General features: G+C 54.8%; 13 protein-coding genes. 7 read left to right on the top strand and 6 right to left on the bottom strand.

Features of this window, described 5'->3' with window-relative positions; translation table 11 throughout:
- Positions 1-97 precede the first annotated feature (97 nt).
- Positions 98-829 carry a 3-keto-alpha-glucoside-1,2-lyase-like domain-containing protein gene (locus JMI88_RS19535; RefSeq protein WP_201363614.1) on the top strand — a complete coding sequence of 244 codons (732 nt, stop codon included), beginning with the start codon at positions 98-100 and terminating at the stop codon, positions 827-829.
- Between the two features lie 29 nt (positions 830-858).
- Here the strand turns inward: JMI88_RS19535 and JMI88_RS19530 are convergent, their stop codons facing one another.
- Positions 859-4,479, bottom strand: a complete 3,621-nt coding sequence (locus tag JMI88_RS19530) for an MBL fold metallo-hydrolase (RefSeq protein ID WP_201363613.1) — start codon at positions 4,477-4,479, stop codon at positions 859-861.
- 151 nt (positions 4,480-4,630) lie between these two features.
- Complete coding sequence (locus JMI88_RS19525) at positions 4,631-5,500, bottom strand: EamA family transporter (protein ID WP_201363612.1); 870 nt, start codon at positions 5,498-5,500, stop codon at positions 4,631-4,633.
- 393 nt (positions 5,501-5,893) lie between these two features.
- On the opposite strand from JMI88_RS19525, the gene JMI88_RS19520 reads away from it, so the two are divergent.
- Both JMI88_RS19520 and JMI88_RS19515 read left to right on the top strand, forming a co-directional pair.
- A complete protein-coding gene (locus tag JMI88_RS19520) occupies positions 5,894-6,700 on the top strand; it encodes a metallophosphoesterase family protein (protein ID WP_201363611.1) in 807 nt (268 codons plus the stop codon).
- Positions 6,701-6,779: 79 nt separating this feature from the next.
- Positions 6,780-7,652, top strand: a complete 873-nt coding sequence (locus JMI88_RS19515) for a MurR/RpiR family transcriptional regulator (protein WP_201363610.1) — start codon at positions 6,780-6,782, stop codon at positions 7,650-7,652.
- A gap of 305 nt (positions 7,653-7,957) precedes the next feature.
- Here the strand turns inward: JMI88_RS19515 and JMI88_RS19510 are convergent, their stop codons facing one another.
- The gene (locus JMI88_RS19510) at positions 7,958-10,063 is read right to left on the bottom strand and encodes a glycoside hydrolase family 43 protein (protein WP_201363609.1); all 2,106 of its coding nucleotides are present in this window, start codon (positions 10,061-10,063) and stop codon (positions 7,958-7,960) included.
- A gap of 660 nt (positions 10,064-10,723) precedes the next feature.
- On the opposite strand from JMI88_RS19510, the gene JMI88_RS19505 reads away from it, so the two are divergent.
- A complete protein-coding gene (locus JMI88_RS19505; RefSeq protein ID WP_201363608.1) occupies positions 10,724-11,353 on the top strand; it encodes a Chromate resistance protein ChrB in 630 nt (209 codons plus the stop codon).
- Between the two features lie 12 nt (positions 11,354-11,365).
- Here JMI88_RS19505 and JMI88_RS19500 read toward each other — a convergent pair whose 3' ends face one another.
- The 3 genes from JMI88_RS19500 to JMI88_RS19490 are packed head-to-tail and all read right to left on the bottom strand — an operon-like array spanning position 11,366 to position 12,397.
- A complete protein-coding gene (locus tag JMI88_RS19500) occupies positions 11,366-11,572 on the bottom strand; it encodes a hypothetical protein (protein WP_201363607.1) in 207 nt (68 codons plus the stop codon).
- Between the two features lie 46 nt (positions 11,573-11,618).
- Positions 11,619-11,924 carry a hypothetical protein gene (locus JMI88_RS19495; protein ID WP_201363606.1) on the bottom strand — a complete coding sequence of 102 codons (306 nt, stop codon included), beginning with the start codon at positions 11,922-11,924 and terminating at the stop codon, positions 11,619-11,621.
- A complete protein-coding gene (locus JMI88_RS19490) occupies positions 11,879-12,397 on the bottom strand; it encodes a hypothetical protein (protein ID WP_201363605.1) in 519 nt (172 codons plus the stop codon). The genes JMI88_RS19495 and JMI88_RS19490 overlap by 46 nt, the downstream gene beginning before the upstream one ends.
- A 262-nt stretch (positions 12,398-12,659) precedes the next feature.
- On the opposite strand from JMI88_RS19490, the gene JMI88_RS19485 reads away from it, so the two are divergent.
- Genes JMI88_RS19485 through JMI88_RS19475 form a run of 3 tightly spaced genes read left to right on the top strand, consistent with a single transcriptional unit; the run spans position 12,660 to position 16,652 of the window.
- Positions 12,660-13,757: an extracellular solute-binding protein gene (locus tag JMI88_RS19485; RefSeq protein WP_201363604.1), complete on the top strand. Its 1,098-nt coding sequence runs from the start codon at positions 12,660-12,662 to the stop codon at positions 13,755-13,757.
- On the top strand, positions 13,730-15,625 hold the full coding sequence (locus tag JMI88_RS19480; RefSeq protein WP_201363603.1) for an ABC transporter permease: 1,896 nt from the start codon (positions 13,730-13,732) through the stop codon (positions 15,623-15,625). The genes JMI88_RS19485 and JMI88_RS19480 overlap by 28 nt, the downstream gene beginning before the upstream one ends.
- Entirely contained in the window at positions 15,561-16,652 is a 1,092-nt protein-coding gene (locus JMI88_RS19475) for an ABC transporter ATP-binding protein (RefSeq protein ID WP_201363602.1), read from the top strand. The genes JMI88_RS19480 and JMI88_RS19475 overlap by 65 nt, the downstream gene beginning before the upstream one ends.
- The last annotated feature ends 308 nt before the right edge of the window (positions 16,653-16,960 follow it).

Genomic DNA, 16,960 nt, shown 5'->3' with positions numbered 1-16,960 from the left:
CACAAAAGCGTATATAAGCATATATAAATGGACGAAAAGCACAGTCATTATCAACAAATGCTCCTCTTTATTTACAGGAGGTGGAAAAGGATTTTCTATGATCTCTGCCGCTCATTCTAATCGTCTACGCCTGACCCCGCTGCGCCTCAGCAGCTATTCATTGCTCTGCATACTACTCAGCATACTAACCGCGTGCGCTTCGGGCCCGACCGCCAAAACTGCTACTCCGACCGCCGCGTCTGCGAAACCTACGCCTACCAAACAATCAGCGGGCGTGGTTCTCTATCAATCCAACTGGCCACAGGGCTTAAAAGACTGGCACGCGTCCGCTGGCTGGAAGGTTAACGGCAACACGCTCCAAACCGATCTGGGTGAAAATCGTACGCTTCAGATTCCCTATACGCCAACCACCCCCGACTACTCGGTTGAGTACCGCGTCCAGATCGTCAATGTACCAAAGGATGGGGGCTATTTTATGTTGAATGCCGACCCGGCTACAGGAAAAGATGGCTATCAGGCCCATATCCTCAACCTTCTCACGGCAGCCCCGCATGGCTATGCGACTCATCCGCTCTCGGAAATAGTCATTGAACCATTTGAGCATGAGATGGACGATGCGAGTCCTCAAGTCTTAGATTTCGTGCCAGGCTCAAAATGGCATACCTATCGTGTCGATATACAGGGAGCAAGAGCCCTCTTCTACGTCGATGGTATGCGTACCAGTCGCGCCTATAGCGCCAAAACCAACAATCTATCCCAGGGCCCCATTCGCCTTGTCTGCGGTAAAGCCATCCTGAATATCGGCCAGATCCGCGTCCTTTCCCTTTAACCGTACGTGCGCCCCTCGCCGGGCGCATATCACGAAATCGTATCTTCTTCTGTCGTTCCCAGCCTTAGCTCTAATTCCCAGCCGGTGGCCGCTTCGAATGTACGCCGGGCCTCGTCTTTGGCCTCCTGGCTCATCGCGCCTATACCTGTAAAGGTGATGCGTTGTTGCCCATGGTCGATATGGGGTTTTCCGATGATTCTGGCTTCAATTGGGATCAGCCGGCGGGCGGTGTTGATGAGGGCTTTCTGGTGTACGCGCTCGTGTAGCTCGACGTCCCAACCGGTCTGCTCTTTGATCTCCAGGAAGCGCTGCGCATACCGTACGCGGGCGCCTTTGGGAAAGTAGAAGTGCAACCACAGGCAACCTCGTTTGGCGTCGACGCCGATCTGATACAGGTCTTCGGCGTCGCTGAGCAACTCGCTGGCCTTAGCCATTGCCTGCACCTGGGAGACGCGAACCGACGGATCGGCCTCGACCAGCATCGGTGTTGCTTCCTCTGTGGCAGTTTGCTGCTCTTCTGCTAGCTCGTTGGCAGATGGTTCTTGCTCTAGTGGGAGACCATCTTTGGTGGTGGGCGCGGCCTGCAGAGTCATGCCCTGCAACTCGAGCGTCCATGCTGTCTCGGCTGTGAATTGTCGCTGCGCTTCGTAGGCCGCTTCGACCTCTGCGCTCCCTTTGCAGAGTATGCCTACGGTGTTGCGGTCCCAGTAGATGGAGGGGCGCCCGATCGCTTCCAGCCCATCTGGCAGCATGCTATGCGCCATAGCGGCCAACGCTTCCTGGCTTGGCGTCAGCGGATACATCTGGACGTGCCAGCCTGTGCTGTCTTCGATCTGCTGGAAGATCGCTCCATAGCGCTGCTGCGCTACTTCGGGGAACTCGAAGCGCACCCTCAACACATAGTTGGCTTTCTCCATTCCTACCTTCAGGAAGCCTGCCAGCCCACTTAGCAGGGCGCGCGCGGTGGTGATCGCCTGCTGCTCCTGTACGGCGTTGCTGACCCTGGTCTGCGTGGCCGGGATGGTGGTGGGGACGCTGCTGCTGACCTTTGCTGGCTGACTGGTGCCCGCTAGTCCAGCCACCTCTAGCCGCCAACCGGTCTCTTCTAGCACGCGCTGCTGCGCTGCCTGCAGTTCTTCGTCGCTCGCATGTCCCGAGCAGGTGAAGCGGATCATGCGCTGCTCTACAAAGATTGAGGGATTGCCCTGGACGGTGAGGGTGGCCGGGAGCTGTTTCTGCGCCAGGTTACTCATTTCACCCAGAGGCGTGTGGGGCGAGATGATGATATTTACGCCGGTCTCTTCGGCGGCGGCTTCGAGCCGTTCGTGGTAGCGCTCCCAGGCACCTTCTGGATAGATGAACGTTAAAGAGACATCGCCGGTCTCGCCATCTACACTGCGCCGGATTAGCTCGGGTGGCGTTCCTATGTAGCGTTCGATCGTTGTCAGTATCCAGTTTTGATCCGGTCGTTCGCGCTGCTCCGGTTCAGCCAGGGCCTCGTGCCATGTCGTAGCCAGTCCGTAGTGGACCACCCCTTGCCCTTCGAGCAGGTCGTCGTATTGCTCGAACAGGCGTGGATGCTGCTGGATGATCTTGGCTACCGCTAGCCGCTCTTCTACCCTGTGCTGTGAGACGCCGGCCAGTTGGCATAGCTCGGTCAGGGTATAACTCTCGCCTGGCTGGCAGCTGCGTGCCAGCGCATGGGCCGATATCCCTTTGCGTATCCTGCGCGCGTTGCGCACGCAGCTGGTCAATGTCTCCTTTTCGCTCAACCCTTCTTCATAGGGCAGGGGACCTATCACCTCTATCAGGGACCTTAAAGGGAAACGCGTGCGATCATATGATTCACCTCGGGGAAAGAGGACGCGCAGGGTCTCGCGTGCGTCAATGGCCCGGCATAGGACCGGCTTGGAGGCGGCTGGATTGGTGCGTAGCAAGATGATGCGCCCGACCAGTTTGCGCAGGCGGTCTTCCTGCGTATCTTCCTGTGTGCGTCGTACATAGTAGGCTTCAGAGATCTCGCCTGCCGGCGTAAAATAGGGTTCGTCGTAGGGCTGTTCTTCTTCCAGTACGTCATAAAGCCACATGGCGTGTTCGGGGATTGCTCGATCGCCATACCAGACGTTGACCAGGTCACGCACGGTCACGACCTGGTACGAGGGGACATGCTCCAGTGCCCTCCACAATTGTTCCAGGTGGGAGGCATTGAAGATGCCGTCCTCGCCAATGCCGTAAGGCAGGCTTTCGGGCTCTACGGCCGTCTCTACTGCTGGCTGAGGCTCGGTCGCTTTTTTCTTCTTCTGGCGTATGCTCAGATCCAGGGTCTCACCATTGCGTGGCAGCAGTACCTCTGTCTCTTCCAGCAATGTCTGCAGAGCGCGCCTCGCTTCGTCATCTCCATGCACCAGCGCCACGCGCCGTGGTTTGAGGTGCGCCGCATACGAGGCCAGTTCCCCTCCATCAGCATGCGCCGACAGACTGTACTTGGCCACTGTACACTGGACCGTGATCTGCTTGTCTTCGAGTTCCAGCGTCTCCTGCTTATGCTCGGCCAGGTCCAGCAGCCGTTTGCCCGGCGATTCTTCGTCCTGGTAGCCGGTGATCAAGATCGAGGCGTTGGGATTGCTGGCGAGCCTGGCGGCATACCAGGCACTGGGTCCCCCGGTCAGCATGCCCGAGCTGGCAATGATACAAGCGGGCGGCCCATCCAGGATCGCTTGCCGCTCCCTGGCGTCGCGCACAAAGCTGACGTTATCGCTCTGAAAGGGCAGGAAGCCTTTCCGTATCTGCCTTCCCAGCCGTGGCGTCAGAGCCTCCGGCATCAACTGATAGGCTGTGCAGACGCGCCGCACCAACCCATCGACGTAAATGGGAAAGACCGGCACCACCCCTTGCTCCTGCATCGCCTGCAGCAAAAGCAGGATCTCCTGTCCACGCCCTAACCCAAAGCAGGGCAACAGGACGTGCCCACTCTTTAGCCCTTCAGCCACCGCCTCCGCCATGCGCTGCTCTTCAGCCTGTCGATTGGGATGGAGCCTGGCCCCATACGTAGATTCCAGGATCAGCAGGTCGGGCCGCTCAATCTCTGGTGGTACGGCCCCCAGCACGGTCCGTTGCGGCGTCAGGCTCACATCCCCTGAGACAACGATGCTCTCTTGCTTACTGCTGAAACCCAGGCTCATCGCCCCTGCGATATGCCCGGCCCGGCTGGTGTGGATAGTAATTCCCGGCAGTTGCGCCACCGTACAGTTCTCACCCACCGGTATCGGCCTCACCCGACTCAGCATACTGCCAACCAGGGCCGCTGGATAGAGAGGAATCTCCATCTCTTCCACTGCCCGCTTGTTCATAATCTTCAATGCATCGGCCAGCATAATCTCCATCAGCAAATGCGTGGCCCGCGAGGTAAAAATGGGAGCGCTCGGAAAAGCTCGGTGCAACAGTGGTAGAGCACCAATATGGTCCGCATGGGCATGCGTCACAAAGATCGCCCGCACATCCTTGCCCTCCAGCAACGCCAGATCGGGCAACGGGTCCGCCGACCTATCCACGCGCACACCGGCATCAACCACAATCCACTGCTCTGCAATCTCTATCGCCACGCAACTCGCCCCGACCCCGGCTGCCCCTCCAGCAAAAATTACCTGCATACTATCCCATCACCCTTTTCTAGCACTTCTCGCTCACGCCTTACATCAATTACACCCCTATGCCTACGCATTCTATTGCCTGCACCCAGCCTTGTCAATGTCCCGTAAGAAACGTTAAATGAACGAATCAGACCCTCAGACTTACCTTCCTTTATGAGTCCAGCGCAAGCAAGGTGATTCCCGCCAGAATAAGCGCCGCCGATCCCAGCCTGCTCCAGCCGCGCTTCTCTGCCAGCAACCGTGTTCCCAGCAGAGTTCCAATCAAGACGCTGCTCTCGCGTAATGGCGCAATCTGGCTGACCGGATGGGAAATCAGAACAAATAATACCAGCAAATATGCTAAGGGCGAAAAGATAGCCACACCCAGCACCTTCATCCGATGCGCCCTCCAGGTTTCCTTGACCATGCTCCAATTCTTTCTCACTGAAGGAAGCAACATTGTAGCCATAAGTATGCATCCTGCTTCACTCAACAGAAGCGGAGAGATCAGAAATGTACTGACTGCTTCTTTATCCCAGATAGTATAGGCGGCAATAAATACGCCTGTAAGGAGCGCATAGCCAATCACATTCTGTTTCCGTTCACCACTCACAAATAGCCGCCAGGGATTGCCAATCAGGCATATCACGCCTCCAATGAGCAGGGCGATCCCGATCAGCGCACTTGCTGATGGTCGCTCACCCAGCCATGCAATAGCACAAAGCGCAGAAATAAGCGGACCAGTACCGCGTGCGAGAGGATACGAGAGCGAGAGGTCTCCTGCTCCGTATCCCTTTTGCAGAAACAGAAAATAGGCCAGATGCAGACCAGCGCTTCCCAAAAAAAAGATGCCCTGAAGCCAGGTAAGCTGCGTTCGCTCTACAACGAATAGATAAAAGAGGCTCGGAACATAAATAATCGCCGCCAGAGCGTTAAACAGCCAGGTAAATCCAAAACTACTGCCAGCTTGCTTTGCCAGAAAGTTCCAGCTCGCATGCAGACACGCCGCGACAAGCACCAGAAGAAGCCATACATGGCCCATAATCCCCATCCTCTATTCCAGAAACAGAAATCACCCGATAATCGGGTTTCATCTTCCCTACAAAATAAAATTTCTATATTCAACCATAAAATAAAACTTTATTTCTGTCAAGATTCACAACAACATGCCTGGATTCGGACCTTGCCCCAATTTCTCAAAGCAACCCGAAACACGATGACATAGGTTCGGACCTTGCGTCCGATTTCCCCTCAACGTACGTAAATGTTCCCTCGTAGGTTCGGGCCTTGTGCCCGATTTCCTCTCCACGTACGGACACCTTCCCTCGTGGGTTCGCGCCTTGCGCCCGATTCCCCCGACACACCCTTGACAGAAAAGAAATTTTATTTTAACGTAAGCAAAAAGAAATTTTATTTTTAAAGGGAGAAATCAATAATGTCTTTCTCTTTTGTCCAGATTACCGACCATCATTTGTGCGATACAGAGGCCCTTTTGATGCAAGGCTACTCGCCCGCCTACGCCTTCCGAACAGTCATGCGGCATATTGCGGAACATGTGGCGAGTCATATAGATTTCCTTGTGACAACTGGCGATATCGTAGACAATGCTTCTGAAATATCTTATGGCAATGCCAGCCAGATGCTCCAATTGCAGGCGGCTTCTCCGGCACCAGGACCAGCATTGGTAACCCTGGAAGGGCTGCAAAACTTCCCTCTATACTTTCTGCCTGGCAACCATGATGATCGCAACTATTTCTTTCGTCAGCTCTTTGCTGAAACATCACCCATGCCCTGGATGAATGTTAGTTTCCAACATAAAGGGATTCAGTTTATTTGCCTGGATTGGGGACCACAGGGCAAAGCTATTGCTCAACCCGAAATGCTGGCTTTTCTCACGCGTTGCCTGCAGATAGGGCAACCAGCCATTATTTTGACCCATCATCATCTGGTCCCGGTCGGCAGCCGCTGGATCGATGCCTTTCTTCCAGAAACAGAAGACAATGAGGCATTCTGGAATATCCTCACCGCGCACCGATCACAGATCCTGGGCATCTTCAGTGGACATGCCCATGTCACCTACGAAAGAGTGGTCAACGGCATTCCTGTATTTGGCCTGCGCTCCACCGCACCCCAACCAGTCATGCAGGATGAACCGCTGTTCTGCCTTCAACCACCTCACTATCGCCTGGTGACAGTCCAGGACACGTTTCTCACAACTAGAATTTTTGAGGTTCCACTGTAGCCAGCATTTGTCTGCACTTAAAAAGCAAGCTATATTTTTATTAGTCATAGAAGATGTGATGGAGAGAAAGGCTAGATCAATGCAACATCCAGTAGAGCGTCCCCTTATATCAGAGGGCGTACAGGCTCGTTTGCACGCTACTTCTCAGACGCTGACAGGAGCGGAGCAACGTGTGGCCCAATTTATTGAGCAGCATCCCGAGGAAATGGTTCACCAATCCGTCCAGGCCCTTGCACAGCTCATCCAGGTGAGCGAGGCCACTATTGTCCGTTGCTGCCGTTCACTTGGATATCAAGGGGTACGTGATCTCAAACTTGCCCTGGCGGCCGAAAGCATGGCGCCTCTCCACCAGATTCATGAAGACATCTTACCGGACGATAATGTGGGAACCGTTGCGCGTAAGGTACTCCAGTCCGACATCCAGGCTATTGCTGATACGCTGGCAGTGCTTGATGAACAACTTTTGGAGCAGGCAGTTGAGGCGCTACTGCATGCCACACGGATTGAATTCTATGGGATTGGTCCGTCTATGCCGATTGCGCTCGATGCCTATTATCGCTTCCTGCGTATTGGCATGCCCGTCGCCGTGACAACGGACGCGGCTATGCAGGCTGTTTCTGCAGCGAACTTGCCACCCAATTCCGTGGCATTTGCAATCTCACATTCGGGTACCACTCGTGAAACACTCAATGCACTACGCAATGCTCGTGGCGCCGGGGCACGATGCATCCTCCTGAGCAGTCATATGCATACACCATTAAGCGATTATGCCGATATTGCACTGATCACTGCATCTCGGGAAACCGCCTTTCGTACTGCGGCGCTGACCAGCCGTATCGCCCACCTCAGCGTGATAGACGCGCTCTATGTCGCAGTCGCCTTGCGCCGCCCTGAAGCCTCTCTGATGGCTATTGAGCGCTTCACCGCAGCAATCGCTGAACACGCCCTATGAGCGCAAATTGACCCGGCATCCAAACATGCTCTGGCTGAGACAAACGAAAACCGTAGGTGCGCCCCTTGCGGGCGCTTCCCGTCTCGCCCCACGTCAACGTTCCCTCCAACACGCGAGGATTGCGGACATCTAAAAACACGCTTCCTGCCCGATTTCCTCTATGGCAATTGTGCTTGATAGCTGCCACCAACTTCTTTGACTGTAAAGACGCCCAAAAAACGCCCCCGTAGACAGAACTGCCTACGGGGGCGCCGCTCAACCTCTAAATCGCCAGCGTGCGTCTAACTCCTCTCAAAGTCATGCTATCAATTGACGTTGGAGACCGAGAAGTTGCTATAGTTGGCGGCGGTATCCTCGGTGACAAGACCCGGCTGGCCGTCTAGCAGGTTGAATGAGCGCTGCTGCATCTGCGTGCCGTCAAGGTAGAAGGTGAAGGTGCTGCCTGCCTTGACGACTTTGATGGTATGGTACAGGGCCGGATTGAAGCCAGCGGGCAGGTTGGCGTTCTGCCAGCCCTGAGCGGTCCCACCCACTACGGCGTAGGTGGCGTAAACCCCGTATTGGCGATCAAGGAAGGCTACGGCAAAGTTATTGCGATCGATGTAGGCCGCGTAGATGCCATACTTGGGATACGCTGAGGTTGTACCGGTCTGTACCCACTGCGCATCAGCCTGCACCGTGTAATTCTCGTAGTTGGGATTGCCTCGGAAGATCTGTTGCCAGCCCGCGCCGAGGCTACTACCGTTGGCCGCGCCTGGACCCTGAATCGACCAGTTGCCTGTCTTCAAACCGTCGGTCGTGTCTCCTTCCGCACTATCCCCGAAGGCGTCGCGCCAGCCCTGGCTATTGTCGGTCACGGAGACATTGTTATAGTTGGCGGTCCGGTCCTCGGTTACTAACCCGATCTGCCCATGGCGAACGTTGAATGAGCGCTGCTGCATCTGCGTGCCATCGAGGTAGAAGGTGAAGACATTATCGGCTTTTGTGACCTTGATGGTGTGGAACTGCGTCGGATCAAAGCCAGTGGGCAGGTTCGCGTTCTGCCAGTTCTGGGCGACACCACCAACGACGGCATAGGTCGCGAATACGTTGTATTTAGTATCGATCCAGCCCTGTACATAGTTGTTGCTATCCTGGTACGCGGCGTACATCCCATATTTCGGATACGCGGAGGTGGTACCTGTGGCCACTCCTTGCGCGTCAACCTGCACCGTATAATCGATCAGCGTCGGGTCGCCGCGAAAGATCTGATGCCAGCCAGATCCAAGGGAAGTACTATCCGCGCTCGTTGTGCTGTTATTCGACCATGAGCCCACGACTGGGTCGCCGGCAGCGGAAGGACTCCAGCCGAATGCGCCATTCTCGCCCGAGGGAGATGTGAGCGGGACATTGGCATCAACAGGATAGCCCAGGAGCGGGGAGCCATCAGAATCCCAGTACAGTTTCTGAGCCTGGACCGTGCGGGTGCCGTCGCACGCTCCTGGCGTTGTGTGATACAGAAACCAGGTTTCCGTACCGTCCTCTGACTGGACGGGCACAAACGAGGCTGGCCCCTTGACGCTATCGTGCTGCTCCAGAATGGGACCGGTCTTGGTCCAGTTGCTCGCGTTCAAATAGGTGGTGCCGTCGGTGCTGTTATTGGTCAACAAACCAACCGCGTAGTTGGGGGTGCCACAGAAACTAGCGGAGTAGGTAATAAAGGTTTTGCCGTTGTGGGTAAAGCCAACCGGGCCCTCATTGACACCAAAACCGTGGGTCTCCCACGACCGGGTCGGAGCGGAGATCTGGACACGGTTGCTGCTGATATGCAGTGGATCGCTCATGGATGCAATATAGATGTTCTGCACTCCCCCGCTCGCCGTGGGCCAGCCAGACCAGACCGCGAAGAGCTTACCGCTGCTATCCTGGAACACATTAGGATCAATCGCCCACAGGTTGCTCGACTCAGACAACTGGCCATGCGGATTGCCAGTGTTGGCCTCGCTATAACTCCCCAGCGGATCACTACTATTGGCCTGTAAGACAAATATGCGGTGGCTGCTATCTGAGCCGCCGTCGGCCGCATAATAGATATACCAGGTGTTGTTGATGTAGTGAATCTCGGGTGCCCACACATCACAACAATTAGGCGTGCCCGCCGTAGGCGTCCAGACCGTCACTGGCGTGGCAGAGGCCAACCCTTCGATCGTCGCGGAGCGCCAGATCTGAATGTTGGTAGCCGTGGTCCCGGTATAATAATAGTAGCCATTGACATAGATCACATACGGATCAACCGGGCCCGTCAACAAAGGATTGGTCAGGGTCACGCCCTGAGCATGCGCCTCTGGCGCCTGTTTAGGAAAAACGAACGTGACGACGAGCAGCAACACAATAAGGAGCGAATACGTAATGGCACGCGCGGGTCTTTTCATTGACCTGTCCTCCTTGATACAACACACAGCCATATTGTTGTTACGTTGACATCATGTCATCATAGGTTCGGGCCTTGCGCCCGATTTCTTTACAACGTTGTACCCCGTAGGTTCGGGCCTTGCGCCCGATTTCTTTACAACGTTGTACCCCGTAGGTTCGGGCCTTGCGCCCCCGATTTTTACAACGTTGTACCTCACGAGTATACCATCAAAATTGCAACACGGTCAATAAATTCACCACACCCGATTAAAGAAAAACGTTCCCAAACACCTGACGCTCCCATACGCGGCCGTAGCAGCATAGGATCTAAGCAGGGCAGCCGATTGGCATTCCCATCTCCATATCGGCTACAATCTGATGCAGAAGATGAAAAAAGATAGTCGTCACGTTTTCACATGTTCTTTGCTGGAGCATTCCTTACATCACATCCTTTCTCACTCAGTAAGCCATTGCCTGTCACCATTCAGAAATGAGAAGATAACATTTTTCATGTATCTCAAATAATTACCGGAATGACGACAGGCACGGTGCCTTGCTGAGACACAACGATACTGCTCCTCATCGGGCTATGATACAATGGGAGAGGGCGCAATAGTGGAGGTTGTGTGGTGATAGGCCACAGCGGTGCGAGCACAACAAGCAGAAGAATGAGTGATGATATGAATCAGCATCAATATATGTTATTGATTTACCAGGTCCCGAGTCAGCCTTCGGCTGCCCGGGTGGGTATCTGGCGCGAACTTAAGAAGATCGGGGCTCTCTATCTCCAGCAGAGTGTCTGTATTCTTCCAGCCACCGATGCTCTGGTGGCAGCCTTGCAGAAAATCACTGAACGCATTACCGAGCTAAGCGGCACCTACCATCTGCTTCCCCTTCATACGTTGCCGGAAGAGGAAAATAATAAGATTGTCGATGGCTTCATTACGCAGAGTAATCTGCAATATGATGAGATTATTGAGGATTGCGAGGTCAATTTCAGTAAAGAGATCGAGTTTGAGACCTATCGCCAGAACTTTACATATGCGGAGGCCGAGGAGATCCGACAGGATCTGGATAAGATTCGCCGCTGGTACGAGCGTGTAGTTGAGCGCGATCTCTTCGGGGCGGCCCGCCGCGATGATGCGTTACGTAGTATTGAGCGTTGCGAGAAGCTGCTGGAGGAATTTGAGGAGAAGGTTTTCCTCCTGCAGGAGGAGGATGAATCACAGGATCCATCCTCAGAGGAGGCCCGTAAGCGCCTCCATCCTCGTCGCCCAGAACGACGTGGTGGACATAACAGGTCGTTCTAGCGAACCAGGCGCTTAGCGGTGCCCGCGCAATTCTCGTGTGAGGGTGAGCGTTAACACAATCAGCGTTCCGAGAATCATGATGATTCCGCTGGCACCACGCAACATGCTCAGGCCGCTGACAGCGTTGAGCAGAACCAGAATCAGTAAGGTGATAATGATGCCGACGAGAATAACGATGTCACCTACTAGGAAGTTGTATATGGCTTTGATGATGCTCATCTCTCTATCTCTCTCCTTCTATGCATAGCTGCATTTTCAAAGTGGTCTACGCTCCAACCCCGGCGCTGATCGCTCGCTTCTGACCTTTGAGCCAGCTGATCAGAGCAAAGGAGGTCAGCAGGTAAATGGCAGCCAAGATCAGGATGAAACCGTCCGACAGAGGCCAGTCAAAGTGAAATCCTTCAACGGCCCAGAAGGTGCCAAAGGTAGTTAGCATAATGCCAACGATGAACTTGAGGGTGTTCTCAGGGACCTGCTTGAGTGGCGCTCGTACCAGTGCTCCCACGATGATGACTAGCAGGCCCGCTACAGCTGCTCCAATGGCGGCCGAGCCGATACCCCCAGTCCACACTGGGTTACACAGGCCTGCGAGGCGGCGTTACTACCAAAGGTGATGACAATAAAAGCTACTTCCAATCCCTCTAGCAGGACCGATTTGAAGGCCAGCAGGGCCGCGTAGGGCTGCAGGCTGGTCGTAACTTCGCCACGTGCGCGCAGCTCGGCCATATTCTCTTCAAAAATAGCTTCTTCGTCGTGCAGGGCCTTCAGGCCACTGTAGCGTAAGATAGCCTTCTTCAACCACTTCAAACCAAATAATACCAGGATAATTCCGACCACCAGGCGCAACACGTCAATCGGTACATATCTCACCAGTGCGGTCCCAAAAATCGCCACAATCACGGCCAGACTGGCGGCCGCCGCCAGAGTCCCGATCAGCGCACTGCGCCAGTTGATCGTCACACCAACCACCAGCACAATCGTAAATGCTTCAACAAATTCTACCGCCGATGCCAGGAAGGCGGCCACGGTAATCGCCCACTCCATGCTTTCACAACTCCTTGTATTCACTACAGATCACGAGACATACATCATTATTTTTTCTCGCTCTCACTATTGTAACACATTTTATTTGTAACAGATGCTAAAAATAGCAAGTTTTCATATGTAACAACAATTTACATTCTTTTAACTCGACCTTTACCAGCCATTAAAACAATCCTTATATGCTTAACCGCAGATAGACTTACTGGTATATCGAACAATAAATATGTATTTTTGATTATCTGAACAGAGGAGCTATACTCTGATGCAATTTTCTTTCCAGCAGGCCCGTGGCCTGCTTCGCCCTCAGGTGCGACTTTTCTTCCTGCTGGGCTGTATTCTTTCTTTGTTAGCCGCGTGCAGTACTCCCTCTCAGTCATCGTCTTCCAGCAATAGCAGCGCGGCGAGCTGTGATAAAAGTACTGGTATCACACTGTATTCGGCCCAGGGCTATGATTCGGATGCCGCCAAGGCATTCCAGAAACAGACTGGTATTGCGGTTAAGCTGGTTGATGATAGCACCGGTAATCTGCTGGCCAAGATCTCGGCGGAACGCAATAATCCACGCTGGGATGTCGTCTGGTTCGATGGCAATGTGACGATGCAGACCCTGGATGACCAGAAATATTTGTTGAAGTGGACCTCACCCAATATCAATAACTATACCGATCTAGGCGCCAAAAATGTACCTGCCGATCATGCTTATTATCCTACTGGCGTGACGGCCGCTGGCGTGATTGTCTACAACAAAAAGCATATTCCTGCAGCCGGTTTGCCTAAAGATTGGAGCGATCTGACCAAACCTGCCTATAAGAATTTACTGGCTGAGAATGATCCCGCTTATTCTGGCCCCGCCTATCCGTTCATCTCTGGCATTGCCCAGGTTATGAAGGGTGAGGATCAAGCCAAGCAGTATTTCCAACAGCTGAAGTCGAATGGCGATAAGATTTTCCAGACCAATGATCCAACGCTCAATAGCGTTGAGACCGGGGCTCGTGAGTTTGCGATCATCCAGGACTCGGCGTACTATGCCGCAGTGAAGGCCGGTCAGCCGCTGGGTATTATTTATCCAACCTCCGGTGTGGCGGCACTGCCAAGTGAGATTGCGGTCTCTGCCCAGAGCCGCCATCAGGCCTGCGCCAAACAGTTTGTAAACTGGATGTTATCCGCTCAGGGGCAGAGTGTGATGACTCACCACGATCCTACCGACGGCGATACATACTTCATTGATATTATCAAGGGTGTAACTCCGGTGGTGACGCGCCAGACAGATGGTATCAATTTGACGACGTTGGATGTGCCCAAATGGGCTGGAGTTGAAACAGAGTTGAAGCAATGGTTCCACGACAATATCGTTCAATAGTGGCTGATGCTCAACAGGAACAGGGTATGGTCGCGCCTGCGACTATACCTGTTTCTCGTTTTCGTGCCATCAGTCTGCTACGCCTGGGCGGCCAGGTCTTATTAATTGGGGTGCCGCTGCTACTGCTTTTGCTGCTGATCGTCTATCCATTGGCGGCGATTATCCTGCAGAGTATCTTTCCCAATCTCTATACGCCCACGCCTGATTTAGTTCCGGGCTGGGACGCGCTCCGGGCGTTGACACGGCAACCCCACAATTATCTGGCCTTCCTGAACTCGCTCTGGCTGGGATTGATCACAGCCCTGCTGGCCTGTGGTCTGGGTACGACGCTCGCTCTGCTGGCGCGGCGTACCGATCTGCCAATTCGCCGGGCCATGGATACGCTGGTCTGGATCGTCTTCTTTACGCCCTCTTTCCTGGTCGGTGAGGCCTGGTCGCTGGTCTTTATTCGCGGCGGCATCCCCGATCAATATCTACATTTTCCGGATGCTCTCATCAATACCTTCTTCTCTCCGGTGGGAGTGGTGGCGATTCTGAGCCTGAAGTCCTTTCCCTACGTCTATATTTCGGTTACTGCGGCTCTACGTTGGCTTGGTTCGGAATTTGAAGATGCCGCGCGCATCTCGGGTGCCCGCTCCTGGCACGCCTGGCTGTCCATCAATATTCCTCTGCTGCTGCCAGCCATTTGTGCGGCTGGCTTGATCGCCTTTGCCGAAGCTATCTCGGACTTTGGGACGGCTGCGACGATCGCGCAGAATGCGAATGTGACCTTGATTACCTACCAGATCTATAGCGCTATCAATACTTCCCCGGTCGATTTCTCGCTGGCGGCGGCGCTCTCGCTGCTGCTGTTTATCGCTATCGCCCTGGCAATGTCCATCCAGTCGGCGGCCTTGCGTACGCGCTCATTCCAGGTCATTAGTGGAAAGAGTCGGCCTGCGCGTGCCCTTGAACTGGGCGGCTGGAAGTGGCCTGCCACCATCTTCTGCTTGCTCGTTTTTATAGTCGCCCTGGTGATCCCGCTCGGTATGTGCCTGCTGCTCTCACTACTGCATGCCTCCGGTCAGGGATTGGTGCCGAGCAACTGGACCCTGGATAACTATCACATGGTGTTGATGCGCAGTTCAGATGATCTGAATGCGCTGACGCGTACGACCTGGCTGGCCCTGGGCAATGCGACTATTACGTCGGTGGTGGGCCTTCCACTCGCCTTTGTGATGCGCTATACACGCCTGCCGGGACGCAAGTTGCTGAGCATGGTGACCCTGGTGACGATTGCGGTGCCGGGCCTGGTGCTGGCCTGCGGCTATATTTTTGCCTGGAACGCTCCTTACCTTGAATATGTGGGCATCGGAAGCGTGGATGGCATTCAGTTCTATGGCACGGTCTGGATTTTGCTGGCCGCGTATATGGGCGGCAGCCTCCCCTATGCGACGCGCCTGAGCATGGGCGCGCTGGAGCAGGTGGGGCAGACGATGCTGGAGGCTGCGCGCGTCCAGGGGGCGGGCCTCTTTCCTTTGTTAGCCAGGATCGTGGCGCCGTTGCTGCGGGCTAGCCTGGTTTCGACCTGGTTGCTGGTCTTTACCGGCACGATGTTCGAGTTAGCTACCTCTGAATTGCTCTATCCACCCGGACAACCTACGATGCCGGTACAGATTGTGGCCCTCTTTAGCAATTTTCAAATGGGACCCGGCATGGCGCTGGCGATGTTGAATGTTGGTGTGGTTACCCTTGCCTTGCTGGTCATTCGTTGCCTGCCATGGTTGATTAACCGCTTGCTTCAACGGCAGCGGAGGAGAAAAAATGTCTATGTATCTACGGATCAAACAACTGAACAAAACATACGGATCACGGCAGGTAGTCTCTGATCTGGAACTTGAGGTGCAGGAGGGCGAGGTGCTCTCCTTGCTGGGTCCTTCAGGCTGTGGCAAAACAACTATCTTGCGTATGCTGGCCGGACTGGTGGCGCCCGATAGCGGCTATATCGAGGTTGGTGGCCGGGTCTTCTTCGATGGCAAGCGTGGCTTGCTGGTAGAGGAGCGCGGCTTGGGCATGGTGTTTCAGGATTATGCGCTCTGGCCGCATATGACGGTGGCTCAGAATATTAGCTTTGGTTTGCGCCTGCGCCGCATGCCTGCCCGACAGATTAAAGAGCGCCTGCATACTCTGCTGGAACTGGTCAATCTGCCCGGTTATGAGCAACGCTATCCTTATCAGCTCTCGGGCGGTCAGCAGCAACGCGTCGCGGTCGCGCGCGCCCTGGCTACCGAGCCACGCTTGCTCCTGCTGGATGAGCCACTCTCCAGCCTGGATGCGGCGCTGCGCGAGACGATGAGTGCCGAACTGGTACAGCTCTTTAAGCGCTTAAAGATCACGACGATCAACGTTACCCACGATCAGAATGAGGCCATGACTATGTCGGACCGCATTACGATCCTGCGTGATGGCCAGGTGCAGCAGATCGGCACGCCGACCGAACTGTATCTACAGCCACAGAATGCTTTTGTGGCCTCCTTTATGGGCCAGGCCAACATGCTGCCCGGCGCGCTAACAGATAGTGACAGCGAGACCGCCAGCATCCAGCTACACGATGAAGATGTCTGTCTTTCTGGTCAGATCAGCGCTGAAGCTCGCAAACACAGCGGCTCTCACTATTTCGTCTGTCGCCCGGCCCATATTGCCATCGCGCAGGAGCCACCATCAGCACCACACCAGAATATCCTGACCGGCCAGGTCGTGCAGACCTTTTTCGTCGCCGGCCGCTGGCGCACCCACATCAAAGCCGGCCGCCAGCAACAATATACCATCCAGGCCTTCACGGATCAGCCACTCCAGCCCTCCCAATCGGTCTGGCTAGCATTTCCACCCACCCAAAGCCTGATCGTCCCCGCCTGACCCGCCATACGAGCGGCCCTCGCGGCCGCTTGCTTGTTAACCCGTTTTCTTGTACGTGCGCCCCTCACGGGAGCTTGCATACTCAGGCTGCACATAAAATAACAACGCCATACATCCTTATATGATTGGTGCATGCCGGGCGCTGTGCGCCCGGCATGCACCAATCATATAACAACGGCTCGGCCGCGTATGCGGACGCCAGTGCGCGGGCGCTCAACTCCCCGGCGCACCAGGCATCAGACCCCGTCTGCCTCCCAAGAGATTGTAGCGCAGGCGGGCGCGGCATCGTGTTAAAGATGGTATACTCA

The organism is Dictyobacter formicarum (assembly GCF_016587435.1).
This window is presented reverse-complemented; position numbering and strand designations above follow the sequence as displayed.